Origin of the sequence: Acholeplasma oculi, from assembly GCF_900166985.1 — a bacterium.
Lineage (GTDB): Bacteria > Bacillota_I > Bacilli_A > Acholeplasmatales > Acholeplasmataceae > Acholeplasma > Acholeplasma oculi.
The window spans coordinates 715,986-737,120 of the sequence record NZ_FUZK01000001.1; the positions used below are offsets into that span (position 1 = coordinate 715,986).

Annotated in this window: 20 protein-coding genes; 2 read left to right on the top strand and 18 right to left on the bottom strand. The window is 31.1% G+C overall.

Going from position 1 to position 21,135, the window contains the following annotated elements; all coding sequences use genetic code 11:
• Window positions 1–34 precede the first annotated feature (34 nt).
• The 5 genes from B5X49_RS03325 to B5X49_RS03345 all read right to left on the bottom strand — a co-directional run bounded on the left by B5X49_RS03325 (window position 35) and on the right by B5X49_RS03345 (window position 5,343).
• Window positions 35–1,174 (bottom strand): extracellular solute-binding protein, encoded by a 1,140-nt coding sequence (locus B5X49_RS03325; protein ID WP_045749742.1) that lies wholly within the window; start codon window positions 1,172–1,174, stop codon window positions 35–37.
• Window positions 1,171–2,025 (bottom strand): ABC transporter permease, encoded by an 855-nt coding sequence (locus tag B5X49_RS03330; protein WP_079560650.1) that lies wholly within the window; start codon window positions 2,023–2,025, stop codon window positions 1,171–1,173. Before B5X49_RS03330 ends, B5X49_RS03325 begins: the two co-directional genes overlap by 4 nt.
• The gene (locus tag B5X49_RS03335; protein WP_045749743.1) at window positions 2,022–2,861 is read right to left on the bottom strand and encodes an ABC transporter permease; all 840 of its coding nucleotides are present in this window, start codon (window positions 2,859–2,861) and stop codon (window positions 2,022–2,024) included. The genes B5X49_RS03330 and B5X49_RS03335 overlap by 4 nt, the downstream gene beginning before the upstream one ends.
• Entirely contained in the window at window positions 2,845–3,966 is a 1,122-nt protein-coding gene (locus tag B5X49_RS03340; RefSeq protein WP_045749744.1) for an ABC transporter ATP-binding protein, read from the bottom strand. The genes B5X49_RS03335 and B5X49_RS03340 overlap by 17 nt, the downstream gene beginning before the upstream one ends.
• A 231-nt stretch (window positions 3,967–4,197) precedes the next feature.
• Window positions 4,198–5,343 carry a hydroxymethylglutaryl-CoA synthase gene (locus B5X49_RS03345; protein ID WP_045749745.1) on the bottom strand — a complete coding sequence of 382 codons (1,146 nt, stop codon included), beginning with the start codon at window positions 5,341–5,343 and terminating at the stop codon, window positions 4,198–4,200.
• A gap of 105 nt (window positions 5,344–5,448) precedes the next feature.
• On the opposite strand from B5X49_RS03345, the gene B5X49_RS03350 reads away from it, so the two are divergent.
• Window positions 5,449–6,675 carry a hydroxymethylglutaryl-CoA reductase, degradative gene (locus tag B5X49_RS03350; protein ID WP_045749746.1) on the top strand — a complete coding sequence of 409 codons (1,227 nt, stop codon included), beginning with the start codon at window positions 5,449–5,451 and terminating at the stop codon, window positions 6,673–6,675.
• A 61-nt stretch (window positions 6,676–6,736) separates the two neighbouring features.
• On the opposite strand, the gene B5X49_RS03355 is transcribed toward B5X49_RS03350, so the two are convergent.
• The 12 genes from B5X49_RS03355 to B5X49_RS03410 all read right to left on the bottom strand — a co-directional run bounded on the left by B5X49_RS03355 (window position 6,737) and on the right by B5X49_RS03410 (window position 16,747).
• Window positions 6,737–7,714 carry an aromatic acid exporter family protein gene (locus B5X49_RS03355; protein WP_045749747.1) on the bottom strand — a complete coding sequence of 326 codons (978 nt, stop codon included), beginning with the start codon at window positions 7,712–7,714 and terminating at the stop codon, window positions 6,737–6,739.
• 14 nt (window positions 7,715–7,728) lie between these two features.
• Window positions 7,729–8,715 carry a chorismate synthase gene (locus tag B5X49_RS03360; RefSeq protein ID WP_045749748.1) on the bottom strand — a complete coding sequence of 329 codons (987 nt, stop codon included), beginning with the start codon at window positions 8,713–8,715 and terminating at the stop codon, window positions 7,729–7,731.
• Window positions 8,712–9,491: a shikimate dehydrogenase family protein gene (locus B5X49_RS03365; protein WP_045749749.1), complete on the bottom strand. Its 780-nt coding sequence runs from the start codon at window positions 9,489–9,491 to the stop codon at window positions 8,712–8,714. The genes B5X49_RS03360 and B5X49_RS03365 overlap by 4 nt, the downstream gene beginning before the upstream one ends.
• Window positions 9,488–9,742, bottom strand: coding sequence for a chorismate mutase (locus B5X49_RS03370; protein WP_045749750.1), 255 nt, complete (start codon window positions 9,740–9,742; stop codon window positions 9,488–9,490). The genes B5X49_RS03365 and B5X49_RS03370 overlap by 4 nt, the downstream gene beginning before the upstream one ends.
• On the bottom strand, window positions 9,739–10,980 hold the full coding sequence (gene aroA / locus B5X49_RS03375) for a 3-phosphoshikimate 1-carboxyvinyltransferase (protein WP_045749751.1): 1,242 nt from the start codon (window positions 10,978–10,980) through the stop codon (window positions 9,739–9,741). Before aroA ends, B5X49_RS03370 begins: the two co-directional genes overlap by 4 nt.
• Window position 10,981: 1 nt before the next feature.
• Window positions 10,982–11,980: a 3-dehydroquinate synthase gene (gene aroB, locus B5X49_RS03380; RefSeq protein ID WP_045749752.1), complete on the bottom strand. Its 999-nt coding sequence runs from the start codon at window positions 11,978–11,980 to the stop codon at window positions 10,982–10,984.
• The gene (locus tag B5X49_RS03385) at window positions 11,964–12,794 is read right to left on the bottom strand and encodes a prephenate dehydrogenase (protein ID WP_045749753.1); all 831 of its coding nucleotides are present in this window, start codon (window positions 12,792–12,794) and stop codon (window positions 11,964–11,966) included. Before B5X49_RS03385 ends, aroB begins: the two co-directional genes overlap by 17 nt.
• Complete coding sequence (aroF, locus tag B5X49_RS03390; protein ID WP_045749754.1) at window positions 12,791–13,813, bottom strand: 3-deoxy-7-phosphoheptulonate synthase; 1,023 nt, start codon at window positions 13,811–13,813, stop codon at window positions 12,791–12,793. Before aroF ends, B5X49_RS03385 begins: the two co-directional genes overlap by 4 nt.
• Window positions 13,814–14,079: 266 nt before the next feature.
• Window positions 14,080–14,928: a DegV family protein gene (locus B5X49_RS03395; RefSeq protein WP_045749755.1), complete on the bottom strand. Its 849-nt coding sequence runs from the start codon at window positions 14,926–14,928 to the stop codon at window positions 14,080–14,082.
• Window positions 14,915–15,454, bottom strand: coding sequence for a large conductance mechanosensitive channel protein MscL (mscL, locus tag B5X49_RS03400; protein WP_045749756.1), 540 nt, complete (start codon window positions 15,452–15,454; stop codon window positions 14,915–14,917). Before mscL ends, B5X49_RS03395 begins: the two co-directional genes overlap by 14 nt.
• 82 nt (window positions 15,455–15,536) lie before the next feature.
• Window positions 15,537–15,980 (bottom strand): 23S rRNA (pseudouridine(1915)-N(3))-methyltransferase RlmH, encoded by a 444-nt coding sequence (rlmH, locus tag B5X49_RS03405; protein ID WP_045749757.1) that lies wholly within the window; start codon window positions 15,978–15,980, stop codon window positions 15,537–15,539.
• Complete coding sequence (locus tag B5X49_RS03410) at window positions 15,977–16,747, bottom strand: MBL fold metallo-hydrolase (protein WP_052670123.1); 771 nt, start codon at window positions 16,745–16,747, stop codon at window positions 15,977–15,979. The genes rlmH and B5X49_RS03410 overlap by 4 nt, the downstream gene beginning before the upstream one ends.
• Window positions 16,748–16,918: 171 nt before the next feature.
• Between B5X49_RS03410 and B5X49_RS03415 the strand changes: the two genes are divergently transcribed.
• Window positions 16,919–20,131 (top strand): hypothetical protein, encoded by a 3,213-nt coding sequence (locus B5X49_RS03415; protein WP_045749758.1) that lies wholly within the window; start codon window positions 16,919–16,921, stop codon window positions 20,129–20,131.
• Window positions 20,132–20,233: 102 nt separating this feature from the next.
• Here the strand turns inward: B5X49_RS03415 and B5X49_RS03420 are convergent, their stop codons facing one another.
• Window positions 20,234–21,133: an HD domain-containing protein gene (locus tag B5X49_RS03420; protein WP_052670124.1), complete on the bottom strand. Its 900-nt coding sequence runs from the start codon at window positions 21,131–21,133 to the stop codon at window positions 20,234–20,236.
• Between the last annotated feature and the right edge of the window lie 2 nt (window positions 21,134–21,135).

Consider the following 21,135-nt stretch of genomic DNA (forward strand, 5'->3'; position numbering starts at 1 on the left):
AATAGTTTTTAAATCCTGTATTTAAAATGATGGATTAAGTCGTTTTAACATCGTTTAACATGAGATTTAATTGTGCCATCACAGATTGTTCAAAACTAGCATATGGCGTACCTCTAAAGGTTTCGCTATCTGGATAATAATCCAAATATGCACGAGACCAATTGTTTAACCATTCATCATCACCTTCATACGTTGTAATCTCTAAGTATGTATTATAAAGAGGTGTTGAATATCCAACTACAGATGCATTCTCATATGCATTTGCAGGGTCTAAGAAGAAATCAATAAATAAATGTGCTAAATCTGTGTTTCTAGCTTTTGTAGGTATGACAAATGCATCCATAAATGCCATTGTATTTTCAGGAATATAGATATCATATAATTTTTCATCATATGCCATACCTTCATCTAAATCTACATAAAGCATATCCAAAAAGTCACCTGTCCAAACGAATGCCAAGTCTAAATTATTAGCTTGGATATCTTTTTTAAGTGCATCATCTGCAAACACTTGAAAGTTTGCTGCCACAAGTGTTTCTTTAGCTAAAGTGATATTTGTTTTTGTTTGACCCTCTTGAATATCATCTGGTAAACCATTTGGGTCTAGGTTGTGGCTTAATAATGCTGCAGCATATGCATACTGTGCAACATCATACATACCAACTCTATTTGTAGGTCTTAAATCTGGGTTAAAATATGCTTGCCAACCATGTGTTTCTAAAGCTGTTTCTAAACCTGTAATACGTCGATTATACATCAGTCCAAATGTACCCCAAAAGTATGGTACAAAATATTCATCAGAACCTTCAGTCATCGTAGACATGATACCTTCTAAACCCTTCATATAAGGGTTATCAATTCGATCATAATGACTTAACTTCGTAAAATCTATTTTTTGAATTAAACCTTCACGTTTCATTTTTTCAATCATGTAATCCGATGGTAATACTAAATCAAAAGCAGTTGTTCCTGATTTGATTTTAGAATAGAATAACTCATTACTATCTGCAATAGAAATAGAAACTTCCACATTATATGTTTCTTCAAATAATATAACCAAATCTTCATTAATATATTCACCCCAGTTAAGGATTAATAGTTTTTGATTGGTTGTGCATCCATTTAGAATCACTGTTACGAGTAAAAGTGAAATCATCATAAAGAGTTTTTTCATTTCTTTTTACCTCTTTTAACAAATAATTGATAAACCGTTAATAATCCAAGTGTTGTAAGTGTCAAGAGTGTTGAGAATGCATAAACGGATGGTGTTAAACTCTTTCTACCAATAGATCCATAAATCCAAATAGATAAATTATCAAATCCATTACCCGTTGTATAATAACTAATAACAAAATCATCAATACTCATTGTAAGAGCTAATAACATACCTGAAAATATACCCGCAGTAATTGCAGGAACAATAACCTTAACTAATGCTTTATAAGGTTTAATTCCTAAATCCAGTGCAGCATCCATTAAATTAGGATCCATTTCTTTAAGTTTAGGTAAAACACTTAATACAACATAAGGTAATGTAAAGAATAAATGTGCAAGTATTAAAGTAACCGGTCCAAAAATATAAGGGAAAATGGGTAAGAGTAATGAAAAGACTAACATCAGTGAAATACCTGATACAATATCCGCATTCAATATTGGGATATTATTTAGTAAGACTACTTGTTGTCTCTTACGTTTTGATAATGCATGAATACCAATTGCCATTAAAGTTCCTAGTACTGTTGCTAAAAGAGTTGCAATAAAACTTGTTAATAATGTATTTGTAATCGCGTTTCTTAAACTACGATTTGAAAGCATATTTACATACCAGTCTAATGTGAAATTATCAAACTGATTGACATTAGCGCTTGAGTTTACAGATTGAATTAATAAAATAATGATTGGAATATATAATGAAAATACAATCAGAGAAACAAATACTTTTCTTAAGATTAACCAAACTTTTTTAAACGTTCTATAATCTTTATAACCATATTCTTCTAATGAAGCTACAGGGTATTTCGTCATAATAATGTTTCTCCTTCCTTATCAATCTTAGAAACAAATAAAATACTTACAAAAATGATAATCAGGATAATCATTGAGAGTAGAGAACCTAAATTATAATCCATATATCTAAATGATTGTTCAATCACATTACCAATTAATAAGATATTACCTGCACCTAAAATCTCTGGAATTGCAAAACCACTCATTGCAGGTAAGAACACAAGGATAGAACCTGTAGCTACACCTTTTAATGAAAGTGGAAAGACAACTTTCATAAACTTTTGAAAGTCTGTTAATCCTAAATCAAGTGCTGCTTCTTCAAGTGCATAATCAATCTTTTCTAAAGCTGTATAGATCGGTAAAATCATAAATGGTAAATATGTTAATACGAGTCCTACTAAAACTGCTACTTCAGTCCCTTTAAATACTGGGAATAAGATGTCTGTTTGAGTCATTGAGGACAAAATATCTGTAATAATATTATTCTCATTCATTAAATTGCCAAGAGCCTCAGTTCTTAATAAAAGATTGGACCACATAGGTAAAATAAAGATTGCTAAAACTAAGAACTTATTCTTAATTTTTGATCTAAATACTGTATAAGCTACTAAATATCCTAAAACAAATGAAATTAAAGTTGTTAGAATTGCAAAATAAAATGAGTTAAAAAATGCTGTTTGAATGGATGGTTCTAATAATGCTTGATAAAAACTAAAATTAAATTCATAATTATCTAAACTTAACCCTTCTGTATAAGAAAGCGATAAGAATAACATGACAAACATTGGAATGAGTGCAAGTAAGAACAACCAAACAACATAAGGTATGGATAATTTACTAAACGGTTTCTTCATGTTCAGATACCTTCATCATATGAATTTCATATGGGTCAATCTTTAAACCAATTTGATCGCCTACTTGATAGTTTTCATAGGTGTTGACCATCAATTTATAATCCCCTACTAAAACATCTAATTCATTGTGAACACCTTTGAAGATACTGGATACGACTTTACCAACGAGTTTTGCATCTTTAAGTGGAACAACGTCAAAGTCTTCAGGACGAATGACAACATCCACTTTTTCTTTATTTACAAAAGGATATTTACCACAATCAAATAATACACCTAAGAACTCAACTTGTTCTTTTTCAAAGTAAGTTCCTTCAATAATATTAGATTCACCGATAAATGTAGCAACATATCGATTCACTGGTTCATTATAAACATGTTTGGGCGTATCGAGTTGTTGGATGATACCATCCTTCATAACAACAATACGATCAGACATCGTCATAGCTTCTTCTTGATCATGTGTGACAAAGATAAAAGTGATGCCTAATTTTCTTTGCATTTCTTTAAGTTCATATTGCATGTTTTGTCTTAACTTTAAGTCAAGAGCTGCAAGAGGTTCATCTAATAATAAAATTTGTGGTTTATTAACAAGTGCACGAGCAAGTGCAACTCTTTGTTGTTGTCCACCACTCATTTGGTTGACTTTTCTAGATTCATAGCCTGTCAGTTTAACCAACCCTAATGCTTCTTCTACTGCTTTTTTTATTGCAGCAGAAATTAATTTGTTTTGTTCTTTGGATGGTAAGCTTGCATCAATATTAAAGAACTTTAATAGATATTTTTTGTTTCTGTTTTTTAACCCAAATGCCACATTATCAAAGACATTTAAGTGTGGGAATAAAGCATATTTTTGGAATACCGTATTAATTGGTCTTGCGTATGGTGGCAAGTCATTAAAGATTTTCCCATTAATTATAATTTCACCAGAATCTGGTTTTTCAAATCCACCAATCATGCGTAAAGTTGTTGTTTTACCACAACCTGATGGTCCAAGAAGAGTTATAAACTCATTCTCATAAATTTTTAAGCTGAGATCTTTTACAATGAGATCATCTTCGAATTTTTTTACAACGTGAGATAGTTCAATTAGCACGTTATTGTTCACTTAGTATTCCTCCATATATTTTATATTACGATTAATCATTATATATCTTTTTTTCAAAAAGTATATCAAAAAAATCTACAAAATTTATAAATAATTCTAAATCGTAAAATGACGTAAAATTTACACCATTTTCATTACCGAAAAAACTTATCTATATTGATATTTTTTATGATTTATTTGATGATTATATATACTTCTAAAACTTAAATAAATATAAAAAAAACAACCCTTTTAGGTTGTTTTTACGTAAAAACGTTGATTATTTTCTATTTTTTCTAATCTGAAATATCCATCTGTAACATGATTTAATACTTGATCAAAACTACCAATAGGTTCAATCATTTTTTCATAAGCAGCAATCGATAATTTTACACGTCTTTTTACGATGTTTTTATGAAGTGTTTTTTCAATATGTTTTTTGTATCCTGGAACAATTGTTCCTGTAAAAAATTCTGCAACTGCACCTGAGCCGTATGAGAATAATCCAATTAAGTCTTTTGCTTTTAATTTTGCATGATCCAGTAATGAAATTAAGGATAAGAATAAGGATCCGGTGTATATATTTCCAACTACTTTATTATATTTAATAGATGCATCAAAGTTTTCAAATAGTTTTGGTTGTTCTTTTTCATTGGCAACAAGTTGTAAACTTCTTAATGCAAGTTTTCCATAAGGTATATGGAAATTGATTGCAGTAAAATCATTCACGTCAACATTGGTTTGTGATTTATAAGAACCAAACGTTTCTAAAAATAGTTTTTTATATGTTTCATTAGAAAACTTTCCATCCACACATGCAAAATCAAATCCATTCGGTCTCCAAAAATCATAAACATCTTCTGAGTATAGTCCATATTGATTATTTAGTACCATGATTTTAGGGTTTCTAGAAATAATCATAGAAACAGCTCCTGCACCTTGTGTAGGTTCTCCACTTGAATTAAGTCCATATCTTGAAATATCCGATGCAATGACTAAAACTCTAGAATTTGGATTTTGTAAAATATGGCCTTTAGCAAAATAAAGCGCTGCTGTTGCACTATAACATGCTTGTTTAAGTTCTAATGCTCTTGTTTTATTTTTTAAACCTAATAAAGAAATTAAATGTGTTGATGCAGCTTTACTATAATCAAGGCCTGACTCCGTTGAAAATAATATCAAATCAATGGATTCAATATCTTCATTTGTTAATATGTTTTTAGTAGCATTTGCTGCCATGGTGACGATATCTTCATCTTCTGATGCAATTGCCATTTTTTCTGTATATAAACCGTTTATATATTTTAATGGGTTAACCCCTCTTGCTTTAGCAAGTGTATTTAAATCTAAATAATGTTTAGGTACGTAAAAGGAAATTTTATTAATTCCTACCTTCATATCATATGCTCCTCATATCTTTAGGATTAGTAACTAAAATTATAACACAAATCCGCTAAAAATCGTTTATATACATGCTATAATACAATCAAAGGTGAGGTAACTATGGACAAATCTCTAAAAAATTTTTACAAGAAAACAAGATCTGAAAGAATTGATGATTTAAAAGAAATCGGATGTTTCGACGATACACTAAATATCAAAGCTGATGATATTGTTTTTGACCACTTAATTGAAAACTATGTCACAACATTTGAAGTTGCAATGGGTGTTGCACCAGACTTTTTAATTGATGGTCAAACATACCATATACCAATGGCAACCGAAGAACCATCGGTCATTGCAGGTGCATCTCATGCTGCAAAAATTATTAAAAGAAATGGTGGATTTAAAGTTGAATCCATCCAAAGAAGAAATATTGGTCAAATCATATTTAAAAATGTAACAGATAAAGCATCCCTTGTGAAATATTTAAATGATCATTCTAAAACATGGTTTGATTTGGCATTTAAAGCACATCCTAAGATTCATGAATTAGGTGGAGGCTTAGTGGATTTTAAAGTTGAAGAAAAAGCTTATGATTTTGTTTGTTTCTACGCATATATTAATACATTAGATGCCATGGGAGCAAATACCATCAATACTATTTTAGAATCTATTGCAACCTATATTACTGTAGATTTTCATGCAGAGGTTTTAATGAGTATTCTATCCAATCTTGCAACAGAATCCTTAATTACCGTTTCTGTAACTATTAACCCTAGTCATTTAAAAAATAGTCAAGTTATTGCTAAAGACATTGAAAAAGCATATCTTTATGCCTCCATTGACCCATACCGTGCAGCAACACATAATAAAGGTATCATGAATGGAATTACTGCATTAATGCTTGCAACAGGTAATGATACAAGAAGTGTTGAGGCACAAGCGCATGCTTATGCTTCCATTACAGGTCAGTATCTTCCTTTAACCAAATGGGTTGAAAAAGATTCGATGTTAAGAGGAGAGATTACACTTCCTTTAGCTGTTGGTACTGTCGGTGGTTCAATGGGTACATTACCTAAAGTGAGATTAGCAAGAAAGATTTTAGGTGTCAACAGTGCATTAGAATTAATGAAGGTTGCGGCTTCCTTGGGTCTTGCTCAAAATTTTGCTGCAATTTATGCACTTACAACAGATGGTATTAATAAAGGCCATATGAGACTTCATGCAAGAAATGTTGCTATTGAGGCGGGCGCTTTAGAACATCAAGTTCAAGATGTTGTCAATCATTTACTAGAAGTTAAAGATATTACACTAGAAACTGCTAAGCAATTCTTAAATACCTTATAAAAATAAAATGTAGTAACCTATAATTTTTAGTGGTTACTACATTTTTTTCATATATTTTAAATTAAATGATAAAGCGTGGATATGTTACATGAAATCTGCTTTTGAGTTCTAACATAGACTCTATATTTAAAATCATTTGATAGAGTAATGCTCTTGTTTCAAATGCTTCTCTCGTTTCGGGTAAAGCCTCATTTTTAAACGATTGTTTAAGTGCATCTAGTTTCATTTGTTGATGACCAGATTTATCGCCTGTTCCAATATCTGAAACTAATTCTTTAATGTATATGGATATTTTTTCCATATAAGGATGAATGACTTGAATATGTTTGACGGCATCATACATTTGATTGATGTAATTTAATTGGTTCTGTCTCATATACAAATATGCAAGGAATCGATGATCATTAGAAAATATGAGATTTTTATCTTCTTTTTCGACCTTTTCAAATCGAATCAAGATACGTTCATTGAGTAATTGATGATGCTTCATAATTTCTACTTCATGATCCTTTTGAATTAAAAATAAACTTAACATGAACAAATGATCTCTTAACATCTGATCAATTTCAGATAGACTTTTTCTAATTTGCTTCATCGAAAATTCAGGGTATACCAAATTGATTAAAACCGCTACAATAAGAGCAATTGAAATCATACCAATTTCACTTAATAAAGCACTTGTTTCAAATGAACCAATTTGATAAACATATCGCACCAAGACCAAACCTGGAATTAATCCTATTTCAATTTTAAAGATATAGGATAATAAAATATATAGTACTAAAAATATCACTAAACTATATAATACATATCCAAATGTAAGAAAAATAATCGTTCCTAATAAAAGACCTAACAAGACATCTAAATACCTTTTCACACCATTTAAAATCGTGTCTTTTTTAGTGAGTGATATCGATAAAATACCTAACATACCAACCAAAAGGTAATCTCTTAAGTTAAACAGATATGCAATCGTTGCAGAAACAACACCAACGATTACTAATTTAAATGTTGTATGTAAGATACTTTTATAATCCATCTTTATCATCCTTTTTATTGATATACTTTATTCCATAAATATAAATCAGCTAATACAATCGCTAAAGCATTTTCAAGAACAATTCCTGCTCTTCTAACAATTGCTACATCATGTCTACCTTTAACCTCAAAGTTAGTCAGTTCATCTTTTTCTTGATTAAAAGAAACTTGTTCTTTACCGATACTACTTGTAGGTTTAATAAACACTTTAACAACTAAATCATTACCATTCGAAATACCACCCGATACACCACCTGAATGATTGGTTTTAGTATGTCCTTCTTGATCAAGATATACATCGTTAAATTCTGAACCTCTTAATGTTTTTCCATCAAACCCTGTTCCTATTTCAACACCTTTAACTGCTGGAATACTGAACATCATTTGACCAATCATTGAATCTAATTTATAAAAATTAGGTTCACCTAATCCAACCAACATATTCTTAACCGTTACTTGAATTACACCACCCACAGAATCCCCTTGTTGCGTAATTTCTTTTAAATAACTATCGATTAAAGACATATCCTTTAAATCACCAATTGAAATCAGTTCGTGACTAAATTCAAATGGTAACATTTGTTTGGCAATACTACCTGCAACTACAATAGGTGTTGTTAAACGACCTGAAAAACGTCCACCACCACGGTAATCATGAAAACCATTATATTTTTTAGCAGCTACAAAATCAGCATGACCTGGTCTTGGTTGTGATACTAAATGTGAATAATCCTTTGAAATAACATTTTCATTTTTGATCATTACATGCATTGGAGACCCTGTTGTAAATCCATTAAAAATACCTGATGTACAGTGGAGTTCATCCTTTTCAACTCGAGGTGTAGTACCAACAGCTCCAGGTCTTCTAAGTAAGAGATCCTTTTGAACCAATTCCCAGTCGATTTTAAGTCCTGGTAAAACACCATCTATCACGCAGCCAATGGCTTCCTGATGACTTTCTCCGTATAATGTTACTTTAAATAATGTACCAAATGTGTTCATAAGTTCACACCTTTCAACTGCTTTATATATAGATCTAAATCACTTGTTTTATCGATAAAACGATTTTGTGCAACAATCCCTTGAACAATTAACATACCTAGCCCATTGATTGCTCTTTTAGCATGTTTCATCATTAATGTAATGTCCGGATTATAAATAAGATCAATAACTGCTTTATCTTGAACATAATATAATTCCAAAGGTGATTGATCCACTTTAGGATACATTCCAATTGGGGTAGCATTAATAATCAAATCTACATGCCTCTTATAAAGATCCTCATAAGATAATACTTGATCAAATACTTGATTTGAAGCCATAACTTTATTTCTTGAAACCATTAAAGGATGATAACCTAAATCCTTTAATACATGGTAACAAGCAAGTGCAGCACCACCGGTACCCAATATCGCTATTTCTTGATAAGACTTATCATGAAATGATTCAAATAAATATTTAAACCCATCATAATCTGTATTATCTCCGATGATCTTGCCATCTTTGATATAAACGGTGTTGACTGCTTTTATTTTTTTAGCGATATCCGTTAATTGATCCACATAAGAGATTACCGATTCTTTATAAGGAATGGTTACATTAAATCCTTTAATCAAACCCTCTTTAAGTTGTTTGATTAAAGTCTTAACTTCACTTATATCGTTTAATGGATATAAATCATACTTAATCTCTATATGATTTAATAATGCTATTTCTTGATGTAATCTTGGAGATTTTGAATGTGTAAGTGGATATCCAATCAGTCCAAGATGTATCATTTTTCCATGTCCTTAGAAATATCCATAATCAACTTAAATATAGATTCATAATATGCTAAATGTTCTTTATTGGTAATCAGTTTTCCTTTAGATTCTAAAACTTCTTTTTCTCTTTTTGGATCAAAAACAGGTAATCCTAATTCTTTTTTTAATAGACCTATTTGATGTACAATTAAAAACCTTTTTTCAAGCAGTTGAACCAACTCTTGATCAATTAAGTCAATCTCTTTTCTAAAATCTACTAAACTCATTTAAAAGATCCTCCTAAACGTTTAAATTCTTCAAAAAATGAAGGATAACTTTTAGAAACTACATGTTCCTCATCAATCGTTATCGGGCCTTCTGCTCGAATGGAGGCAATTGCCATTGCCATAGCAATACGGTGATCTTTAAAACTAGATACCTTTTTGTTACCTAAAAAAGATTTAACCCCATAAATTGTACAACTATCGTTAGATGATTCCACACGAACACCTAAGATAGTTAAATTTTGGATCATTGCTTCTAATCTATCAGATTCTTTAATTCTAAGTCTTGATGCATTTAAAAAGGTTGTTTTTCCTTCAGATAATGCTGCAAGAACCATTAAAATAGGTCCTAAATCAGGAGTTTGTCCGATATCAATTGTAATTCCTTTAGTAATTGATGGTAAAACTTCATAACCATCTTCAATTTCAAGAATCTTTCCACCCATTTGTTTCACAAAGTCAATCATTTCTTGATCGCCTTGTAAACTATCTTTTCTAAGTCCTTTTAATTCTAATTTTTCCCCAATTATCCCTGCTGCAATAAAAAATGCAGCACCACTATAGTCTCCTTCAACCTCATAAGAGCCTGCTTGGTAGGTTTGATTACCAGAAACATAAAAAACATTATCTTTAAAATCAATTTGTATACCAAATTGTTTTAACACATCTAAGGTCAAATGAATATATCCGATAGATTCTAATGTTGTTGTTATCACAATTTTAGAATCCCCATCTAATAAAGGTAATGCATATAATAGACCTGTAATAAATTGACTACTTACATCCCCTCTTAATTCAAAGGTACCACTTTTTAAAGGACCTTTGACAGTTAGCGGTAAGAATTTATCCTCATCATGTTTAAAAAGATAATTTTCTTTAAACATATCCTCATACATTTGTAGTGTACGGTATGGTAATTTATTCTCACCAATAAAGGTAACTTCTTGATCAAATAACATGGCAATGGGTATTAAAAATCTTAATGTAGAGCCCGATTCTTTACAATCGATTGTTACAGGTTTTTCTAACTTCATACCACCTTGAATCTGTTGATTTTGTATACAAACACCCAGTTGAATTAAAGCATTCTTAGTTGCAACTAAGTCATCGGAATCTAAGATATTATAAACTTGAGATAAACCATTAGCTAAACTTGATGCAATTACATAGCGATGTGATAAAGATTTGGAAGAGACAATTTTAATTGAACCACTTAATGCGCTTGGAGTTATAGTAATCATGTTAAAACTTCACTCCTTTTTGAATTTTAGGTTGACCAACTTGTTCAATAAATATAAATCTTAGACCATCTGCTAAGTTTTTCTTGTCATTTGCAAAATACTTCGTAAATAATGTTTTATCTAACAATGGTTCTTTAACAAGTTCAAGACGCATTAAAATATCTTTAACCTCTTCATATAAACCTTTTTCTGTAATACCTAATTTTGTACCTATTTCTAAACTAAATAACATACCATATGAAATTGCAACACCATGTTTAATGGCATAATCATAATGTCTTTCAATAGCATGTCCAAAGGTATGTCCAAAATTTAAGAACATGCGTTCATTTTTTTCGAAAGGATCTTTTTTAACAATATCTACTTTAACTTTGATTGCCATTATAATTTCTTCAAGTGTTAATGTATCATGTACTTTAACATATTCGTATAATGTCTTATTACCAATTAAACCTGCCTTAATCACTTCAGCTAATCCATTTTTATACTCTACTTTTGGTAAGGTTTTTAATAATAATGGATCTATATACACTTTAAGTGGATTTTTAAATGCACCAATTAGATTTTTACCTTCTAAAATATCAATACCTGTTTTTGAACCAATGGATGAATCCACCATCGCTAGTAGTGATGTTGGTATTTGAATAAATGGTACACCTCTATAAAGAGTAGCTGCTATAAAACCTGCTAAATCCCCTACAACCCCACCTCCAAATGCGATAAGTAAATGATTCTTTTTAATACCTAACCCAATCAATTCATTAATAGATTTTGCATAGGTATCCAGTGATTTGGATTGTTCTACTGCAGGTATTACTACAAATTTTAAATCAAAATCCTTAAGTTCTTTTTTTAATTCTTTTTCATAGAGCTTAAAAAGGTTTTCATCTGTCAAAATAAAAAGTTCTCTAAATTCATAAAATGTCTTTATATCCTCATTGATTTTAGATAAAAGACCTTCTTCAATTTGTATGACATAATCATTAAGTGGAATGTTCATCGAATTTAATTCTCCTTTCCTTAGATGCTTTAAGTTTAGATTCTAATAATTCTTGTTCTTCATTTAAAATGTTGGATTTTAAAGATTCTAAACTCTCAATAAATCGGTCAACAGTTTCAATTAATACGTTCTTATTATCAATAAATAATTGTGCCCACATACGTTCATTGATTTTAGCAATTCTCGTTAAATCTCTAAATGAATCTCCTGTTGCATTTTTAGTTTCTTCTAAGTTATCAATTAACATCAGATTCACTGCTAATAAATGAGTTAACTGTGATGTGTGTGCGATTAATTGATCATGTTTTTCTTTAGATATTTTGGTGATTTTTTTAAATCCTAAATCCATAGCCATCTTTTTAATTATAGAAACTTCTAAACGGTCCGTTGGGTCTTCATCAATGATTAAAAAGTTTGCTCCTTCAAACATTTGGATATCACGATTGTCATATCCTGATTTTTCTCTTCCAGCCATAGGATGGTGAGAAACATATCGAATGGACTTAGGAAGTATCTTTTCTAAAGAATCCATTTGATGTGTTTTAGTTCCTGAAATATCTGTTAGAATTTGATGGTTAAAATACTTAAGATGGTCTTCAACAAACTTCACATTTTCTTTTGGATATAAAGCTAAAATAATGAGTTCTGAATCCAACATATCATCCATTCTAAATCCTTTAATAACGCCATCTTTAAACGCTTTTTCTTGGATGGATATATCTTTATCGATACCAAAAATTTCATATCCTTTTATCTTGAGTTTCTCTGCATAACTTGACCCCATCAAGCCAAGTCCTACTATAAAAACTTTCATCGTCTTACTTTTTTATCAAGAACCGTTGAGAGTTTTTCTAAACGTTCCATCATCTGTTCAAATTTCTTAGGTTTCAAACTTTGTGCACCATCCGATAAAGCTTTTTCTGGTTCATGATGTACTTCAACAATAATACCATCTGCTCTAACAGCAAGGGAAGCAAGTGAAAGATCTTCAATCATTTCCCATTTACCAGCCGCATGACTAGGGTCTACAATCACTGGTAAATGTGATAACTCACGTACGGCTAATACTGCAGAAATATCTAATGTGTTTCTGGTGTATTTTTCAAATGTACGAATACCTCTTTCACATAAAATGACTTGTTCATTACCACTTGCCATAATGTATTCTGCACTCATTAACCATTCTTCAATCGTATTACTTAAACCTCTTTTTAATAAAATCGGAGTTTTTGTTTTCCCAACAGCTTTTAAAAGGTCAAAGTTTTGCATATTTCTAGCACCAATTTGAATGATATCTGCATACTTTACAAATGCATCAATATGTTCTGTACCCATGAGTTCTGTTACGATAGCCATACCTAACTCATCTGCAACTTCTCTCATCATCTTTAACCCTTCAATACCAAGTCCTTGGAAAGCATATGGACTTGTTCTTGGTTTAAAGACACCGCCTCTTAAAATACGGGAACCACTTTCTTTAACTGCTTTTGCAATAATTTCTAATTGTTCTCTAGATTCCACACTACAAGGACCACTCATCACAACAAATTCGTCCCCACCAATTTGGACACCATTTTTTAATGTGATGATCGTTGGATCTTGCTTGAAAGCTTTACTTGCTAATTTGTAAGGACTAGAAATACGCGTGACAGTTTCTACACCAGGAAAGACTTTAATTTGATCCATATCCAGTGATTTAACGTCTCCTAAAATACCAAACAAACATAGCGTATCGCTTGAGGCATCTTTGATACCAAAACCTTTTTCTATTAAAAAATCTTGAAGATATTTGATGTCCTTTGCTTGGGCACCTTTTTTCATTTGTACAATCATATATTTATCTCTCTTTCTTAAAAATAAAACTCCTTAAGGTCTGTGCCCTTAAGGAGTCATAATCATTGATTGCTTATGCTTGGGTAACATTCCTTATTGTTTACTTAATCAAAACTATAAAAAGGAATGCATATTGGTGTGATGCAAAACCTTTTACATGTGATAGAAGTAATAATAAGAATTTAAATGAATCATGATGTTACCAACTTTCATTGAAGTTTGTTTATATACTATCACAATTTAAAATCATTTACAATAAAAATTGTTTATTGTTTTTGAATATAACCAATTGCAATTGCTTTTGGTCCACAATGTGCACCGACTACAGGTGTGAGATATGTAGAAATAATTTCTCTTTCAGGATACACTTTCTTAACCATATCTGTAATTTCTTTTACTGCTTGATCATTGTGTGCATGTGATATAAATGTTATAACGTCTTTATCTTTAGTATCTTCTAAATATAGTTCAACAATACGCATTAAACTTTTTTTAGTCGTTCTAATTTTTTCAAGTGTTTGAACTTTACCTTCGCTATCTAGTGTTAAAACCGGTTTGATTTTTAAGAACGTACCTAATGTACCACTTAATTTAGATAATCTACCGTTTTTAACTAAATAAAGTAATGTATCGACTGCAAAATACATTTTATTGTGGTCTCTGATAAAATCTAAAACACTCAATACTTCTTTTAAATTAGCACCTAATTTAAACATTTGATACGCTTGTATTGCCATATGACTTTCTGGATAAGCTAATGTTTTAGAATCATAGACATGTACTTTAATTTTCATATCTTTAGAAAGATGCTTAATGGCATCATGAAGACCTGATAGAGGTTTAGCAATTGTGATGACTAAACAATCAGTATACCCTTCTTTTTGTAGTGCTTCTAAATGTTCTGTAACATATCCTAGTGATACATAACTTGTTTTTGGAATATCATTGGGATGTTCACTTATTCTTTGATAGAAATCTTTTGCACTAAGTTCAGTAAAATCATTATAAGATTCATCTCCAAAATGGATTTTACTTCTAAATACATCAATATCTTTTGGATAATCCAAATAATCAATTGCAGAGTTAGAACAAACAATGACTCTATACTTTTTCATTCGATTCCCTCTTAAGTAGATCTCTAATTTCAGTTAAAAGTTTAATGTCTTCAGGGATTTCTTTAACAACAGGTTCTTTTTCTTTTAATTCATTTTCTTGTTTTTCTTTTAATGCTAATATTTTTGCTTCATTTTCTTTACGTTTAATGAAGAAATATAATACAAAATAAATACATAGAGCAATAATTAAAAACTCTAAGATAATTTGAATCAGATTACCATAACGAATATAAACGTCTGTAAATTGTTGGATACCATTGACAAAAACAGGTGAACCGCCATCGTCTAAAATAGGTTTACGACTAATCAACCATTGTAAATCTCTAAACTCTACACCCCCTAATAAAACACCAATCGGTGGTAAGATGACATCATTTACAAGGCTGGTAATTATCTTACCAAACGCACCACCGATAATGACACCCACTGCCATATCAATGACGTTTCCTCGCATGATAAAATTCTTAAAACCTGCAACAAAACCACTTGCTAGTTCTTTTGTTGTTACTTTATCCTTTTTTCCCATATTGATTTCCTTTCTTTGATAAAACATTACTCTATATTTCTACTATATCAAAATACGTTGTTTAATACTTAAAATTAGATAATTATTTGTGATAAGGATGATTTTTCAAAATGGATATGGCACGGTAAATTTGTTCAATAAGCATGAGACGCATCAGTTGATGCGGAAATGTAAAATCTGAAAAACTCAGTAACATGTTTGATCGTTCTTTGACTTCATCACTTAATCCAAAAGAACCACCAATAATAAAGGTTATCTGTGGTGTTTGAAATGTGGTTACTTTATCTAATACAGATGCAAATGCTTCTGATGTCATTTTCTTCCCTTCAATCGCTAAGGCAATCACATATTCATCTTTAGATATTTTATTAAGGATTTGTTCCCCTTCTTTTTTCATACCTTGTAATTCCTTCTCATCAGGAATTTCAAGTATGGTTATATCTTTAATCTGTTTTTTATAATCAGCTATTAAATCATTTAATGGTTTTTGTTTCAAATACCCCACACAAATTATTTTAATTTTCATATTTTAATTCCTTCTAATGCCTCTTGAGATGCAAATACCACTTGAATATTTAATAAATTTTCAACATGGTCAACGATTGCTTTTTCAATATCAAACTGATGATTACATTCCTCACTAATATGTGCAACAATCCATGTTGCTTTCTTATTTTTGGTTAGTTTATTAATGAGTAAAGCAGCATCTTCATTCGATAAATGTCCATCCATACCTAAAATACGTTGTTTTAATTGAAATGGTCTTCTAGAATCTAGTAATCTTTTAGGATCATGATTGGATTCTAAAAGATATACGTCTGCATCTTTTAATACATCCATATACGATGCATCTACATATCCTGTATCGGTTAAGTATACAAATCTTTTATCATTCCAATCGAATCTAAATCCTACAGGTTCATTCGCATCATGCGATAACATAATAGGTAAGCAATCATAATCAAATAATTTAAAAGGAACATCTGCTTTAATGATGTGCTTTTCTGGTAGTAATGTTTTAACATCCAAACTGAGTGCTTGATACGTTCCTTTTGTTAAGTAAACATGTTTAATAAATCCTTTTTTAAGTAACGCTTTTAAACCAATAATATGATCAGAATGTTCATGTGTTATGAGTAAAGTATCTACCTGACTAATATCCTCACCGTAGGCTTGCATTTTCGATTCAATACTCTTTAAATTGATGCCTGCATCTACAAAGAAAGACTTTATATCATTTTTAACATATGTCATGTTACCTTTTGACCCTGAAGCTAATACAAAAATTTCCATATTTTTTCACCTAACACTATTGTAACACAGTTTCATATCTCAATGTAAGCGGTCTTTTTATCCATGATATAAATATCATTAATGTTAAAAAACGGTTGCATTAGCGGCTAAAAAATGCTATATTATATGTGCTGTATTTTTTTAAACACATTTAAGGAGTGAAACGCATACATGAATATATTAAAAACATTATTTCCTGCTAAGAAAATCGCTATTTTTTTACTAGCCATCGTTTCTTTGCTCATCCTAGTTGCTTGTGGTGAAACCACGGGTACGCCTTACGGCACATTAGGTGATGATACATATTTAGACATTAACGGTTATACTGTAACCGAAAGACAACTATATAATCAATTAAGAACATCGTCTTTAAATAGACTTACATCTTACATTGATGAAATTGTATTCTCTGATGTTGAAATCAACACAGAAGATTTAACCGATTTTGAGGTAACGGCATTTGAACAAGAAATCAATACAGCGCTCTTCTCATCTGCAACAGTGACACCAAAAGCAATTAGTGATTATACAGATGGTATGACAGCTAGAAGAATTCTTTCATTTGCCGACTCATTTGTTATCACGAATCCTGAAGTAAACAAAGCAAACCTAATTGCATTCTTAGATGCAGTTGTTGCTGATGTGATTGCAAGAGCTGAAGCAGTTGATTTTGATGAAGAAGCTGATTTCGTTTTTGGTTACGTAAATAAAACTGCTTATCCAACATATGCAGCGGTTATTGATGCAATAATTGCACAATATGAAGTTGCAGTCGCTAAGAAAGTTTATGCTAAAGGCATTTTAGGTTCTGCAGTTGGATCAGGTTTAGAAGGTGAAATTAATGATGAAGACAATGCTGCTTATATTTCAGAAGCACATGCTGTAACACATTACAAAAATAATGTTGCAGGTCGTTATGACACTTCTGTTTTAATTGTTAAATTTGAAAACGTCGTAGAACAAGAAACTGCTCGTTACAAATACGCTATTAAATCAAACTCACGTGGAGATTGGTACCAAATTCCAAACATCTCAGACCAAGCTGTTATTGATATTTTAAACGCTGGTAGTGGTGATGCTAACTGGAAACCATATCATCAAAAAGTTTCTGATATCTTAGTTAATGATTTACAATTTGTTGCTGGAAGTTTTGAGGCAATCGACTATAGAACTCCAGAATTTGCTACATACTATAGCAAATACGTTCTAAACTCAACAGATGATGCTGAGTTATTATTAAATGATTCTCCAGCAGATAACAAAGTATTAGAAGTATTCTTACAAATCTATGATGATTTAAATGATACAACTTATGCTCAAGATTACATCGCAGGTACAATCACTAGAGCTGAATTAGAGGAAGCATTCACTTATGAATATACTTCTCCTATCTTAGCAAACGCTACTGAATTAAGAAACCAAGTCTATAACATGGACTCAGATGTATTATATGATGGTGGTAATGGACAAGATGAAGATGGTAATGCATATGCTAAACCATACTCACGTCAAGTACAAACTATCGGTGGTACACCTTATCTATTATTCTTATTCAATGACAACCGTACAGATGATGATGATGTATTAGATGAATCTAACCCAGATGAAACTGTATTTGCTGATAATCCTCATGCACAAAGCTTAAAAGCTGAAGCATATGAAGCATTAGTTGAACAAAGATTAACAACTGCTTATATTAATGAAAAAGTAAATACAAAATTAAACGAAGCTACAATTGATATTTATGATCCAATCATCCGTGAACTATACAAAAACCAAAGAGAATATAAAGGTTCTACTGGTTTCAATGGTAACGATGTATTAGCTACAGTTAATGGTGTTGACTTAACTGTTGATGAATATTTCAACAGATTAGAAAAAACACTTGGTCTATCTACAGCACTTGATATTGTCTTAATGAGAAAATTAAGAGGAAATTATGGTGATGAAATTACTGAAGCAGATATGGCTGATTTTAGAAATCAACTTGAAACACAATATGTAAATCCATTCTTAGCGGATCAATATGCTTCTGCTGGATTCCCTGCAACAATGGGACTTGATAACTTCTTATTAGTTGGATTCGGTGCTTGGGCACAAGATGGACGTAGTGCAACTGCTGATGCAATTGACAAAATCTATGTTCAAACAACATTAAGAGAATTATTCCAAGAAGACTTAACAGTTCATTTTGAAGGAAATACATTAAACGATAACATTTATTCTAAGTTTGCTCAATTAGCTAAAAATGTTCGCGACAACCAAGTTGCAATTCAAGCGTCTCACTTATTAATCTATACAGACCTTGACAATGATGGTCAACCAGATAATCCAAATGAATTAGAACAAGTTAAACGTGATCAATTAGAAGCATTATTACCAGCATTTATTACTGAAATTAACAAACGTGCTAAATTATCTTCAACAATCCAAGCTGGTTTACAAGCAGTTGTTACTGCTTACGGCAATGGTACACGTTATGAATTATCAAGTGTAACATTACCTGCAAACCCAACTCCACAAGAAATTGAAGACTATATCAATAGCTTCAACCGTGAAGATGTCTGGGTTCCATTCAAAAAAGCTGGATTTAAATTAAAATATGAAGCATTAAATGAAATTTCTAACCAAACAAACTTCCCAACTCAACAATCAGGACTTGATGTAGATTTCTATGAATATGCAATGAAACTTGCAAATTATATTAAGGCTGAAGTAACTGAAGTGGTTGGTGGTGAAGAACCAACTAAAGAAGAAATGGTTGCACGTGCAAATGCAATGTTACCATTATACGCACCAGCATTAATTACAACAGACAACACAATCGTTGCTGATGGTAATTCAGCTGTACGTTCTGGATTTGGTTATCACTTAATCGTTGCTACAAGCTATGTACACCCAGAATCAGCAAGATTAGAAGCAGTATCTACTTCTGAACAAGCAGAATATACTTCTAAGATTGACAATCCATATGAAACTGACAAGAAATTAGTTGGTTACAATAATGATTCAAGTGACATCACTTGGGAACAAATCATGATTTACCTTGAAGAGTCTAAAGAAGAAACAGGTGTTGTAACATTACCTACTTCTGTACAAACTACAATTACTAAGTATTTTGCAACAATCAACTCAAATACAATGTATAACTCTTCTTATGTACAACTTGAAATTGCATTCTTATACATTTTTGAAAATGATGTTCAACTCACAGGTGCAATGGATACAAGATTACAAGTATTACGTCAAGCTAACTTTAACCAATTCTTCAACTATGCTTACTTCGAAGGTGTAGATGGAACTGGTACAACAATCTATGACCGTGCTTATAACGAAGAATATGCTAAAGTATATGGCGACTTCTTCACAGTATTACACGGATAATTTACTAAACAATCTAAACCATCCAATTTAAAACTGGATGGTTTTTTTTATGGATTTCAACCTCATTTGGCAATAAAAAAACTAGATTGCTCTAGTTTCTTATTATAATTTAGGTTTATAGAAACGCATTTTATCCAGTACTGCGACACTTTGTGTAAACTCGCCTGGTTTTGTAGCTTCTAATGAAGTTTTTAGTTCTGTAAACTTAGAGTCAATGGAATCAATATACCAAAGTAGTAATGCCTCACCTGTTTGAGGTTTCTTAGGACTACCAAAATTTAATTGTCCATGATGCGATACTATTAAGTGTTTCAGTAATAATACTTCTTCGCTCTTCTCAAATCCTAATTTCTCAGCTGCTTTTTCTACTTCAATGCTTCCCATAACTAAATGGCCAAGCAGTAATCCTTCTGTTGTGTACTCACCATCCACACCAGTCATTTCATCTATTTTAGAAACATCATGTAATAGTGTTGCTGCATATAAGAGATCTCTTGATAAATAATCATATACCTTTAACATTGCATCTACAAGTTGTAACATGGTTAAGGTGTGATATGCAAGTCCTCCAACATATGCATGGTGGAATTTGGTTGCTGCTGGATGAATATAGAATCTTCCTTTAAAAGCCTCATATACTTCATGGGTAACTGCTTTTAGTATAGGATTTTTAATTGCATCTAAGTAACTTTCGATTTGAGTTTTAATTTCTTTTAATGGGATTGGTGCATATTCATAGAAAACTGAATATAAACGGTTTAACTCATCTTTATCCATGGATGTTTCTTCAATTCGTTTAAAGCTCTTAGCTTTATATTGAGTCACTTCATCTTTAATGACTTGATCTAATTCAAAAACATAGATTTTCCCAATCGTCAGTAATAAATCATCATTTAAATTAAGTTTTACATTAAAATGTGATTTATCTTCTAATGTAATGGATGTATTACAATAATTAGGCCCTTTATTGATAGATTCAATTTTTCCAATAACTTGTTCCATCA

Bases quoted from the DNA above. Each gene is read 5' to 3' on its own strand.
- B5X49_RS03335 (WP_045749743.1), bottom strand. From the start codon at position 2,861: ATGAAGAAACCGTTTAGTAAATTATCCATACCTTATGTTGTTTGGTTG.
- B5X49_RS03365 (WP_045749749.1), bottom strand. From the start codon at position 9,491: ATGATACATCTTGGACTGATTGGATATCCACTTACACATTCAAAATCT.
- B5X49_RS03350 (WP_045749746.1), top strand. From the start codon at position 5,449: ATGGACAAATCTCTAAAAAATTTTTACAAGAAAACAAGATCTGAAAGA.
- aroA (WP_045749751.1), bottom strand. From the start codon at position 10,980: ATGATTACTATAACTCCAAGCGCATTAAGTGGTTCAATTAAAATTGTC.
- B5X49_RS03330 (WP_079560650.1), bottom strand. From the start codon at position 2,025: ATGACGAAATACCCTGTAGCTTCATTAGAAGAATATGGTTATAAAGAT.
- B5X49_RS03345 (WP_045749745.1), bottom strand. From the start codon at position 5,343: ATGAAGGTAGGAATTAATAAAATTTCCTTTTACGTACCTAAACATTAT.
- B5X49_RS03355 (WP_045749747.1), bottom strand. From the start codon at position 7,714: ATGGATTATAAAAGTATCTTACATACAACATTTAAATTAGTAATCGTT.
- B5X49_RS03410 (WP_052670123.1), bottom strand. From the start codon at position 16,747: ATGGAAATTTTTGTATTAGCTTCAGGGTCAAAAGGTAACATGACATAT.
- mscL (WP_045749756.1), bottom strand. From the start codon at position 15,454: ATGGGAAAAAAGGATAAAGTAACAACAAAAGAACTAGCAAGTGGTTTT.
- aroB (WP_045749752.1), bottom strand. From the start codon at position 11,980: ATGAACATTCCACTTAATGATTATGTCATACAAATTGAAGAAGGTCTT.
- B5X49_RS03415 (WP_045749758.1), top strand. From the start codon at position 16,919: ATGAATATATTAAAAACATTATTTCCTGCTAAGAAAATCGCTATTTTT.
- B5X49_RS03325 (WP_045749742.1), bottom strand. From the start codon at position 1,174: ATGAAAAAACTCTTTATGATGATTTCACTTTTACTCGTAACAGTGATT.
- B5X49_RS03395 (WP_045749755.1), bottom strand. From the start codon at position 14,928: ATGAAAAAGTATAGAGTCATTGTTTGTTCTAACTCTGCAATTGATTAT.
- B5X49_RS03420 (WP_052670124.1), bottom strand. From the start codon at position 21,133: ATGGAACAAGTTATTGGAAAAATTGAATCTATCAATAAAGGGCCTAAT.
- rlmH (WP_045749757.1), bottom strand. From the start codon at position 15,980: ATGAAAATTAAAATAATTTGTGTGGGGTATTTGAAACAAAAACCATTA.
- B5X49_RS03385 (WP_045749753.1), bottom strand. From the start codon at position 12,794: ATGAAAGTTTTTATAGTAGGACTTGGCTTGATGGGGTCAAGTTATGCA.
- aroF (WP_045749754.1), bottom strand. From the start codon at position 13,813: ATGATTGTACAAATGAAAAAAGGTGCCCAAGCAAAGGACATCAAATAT.
- B5X49_RS03370 (WP_045749750.1), bottom strand. From the start codon at position 9,742: ATGAGTTTAGTAGATTTTAGAAAAGAGATTGACTTAATTGATCAAGAG.
- B5X49_RS03360 (WP_045749748.1), bottom strand. From the start codon at position 8,715: ATGAACACATTTGGTACATTATTTAAAGTAACATTATACGGAGAAAGT.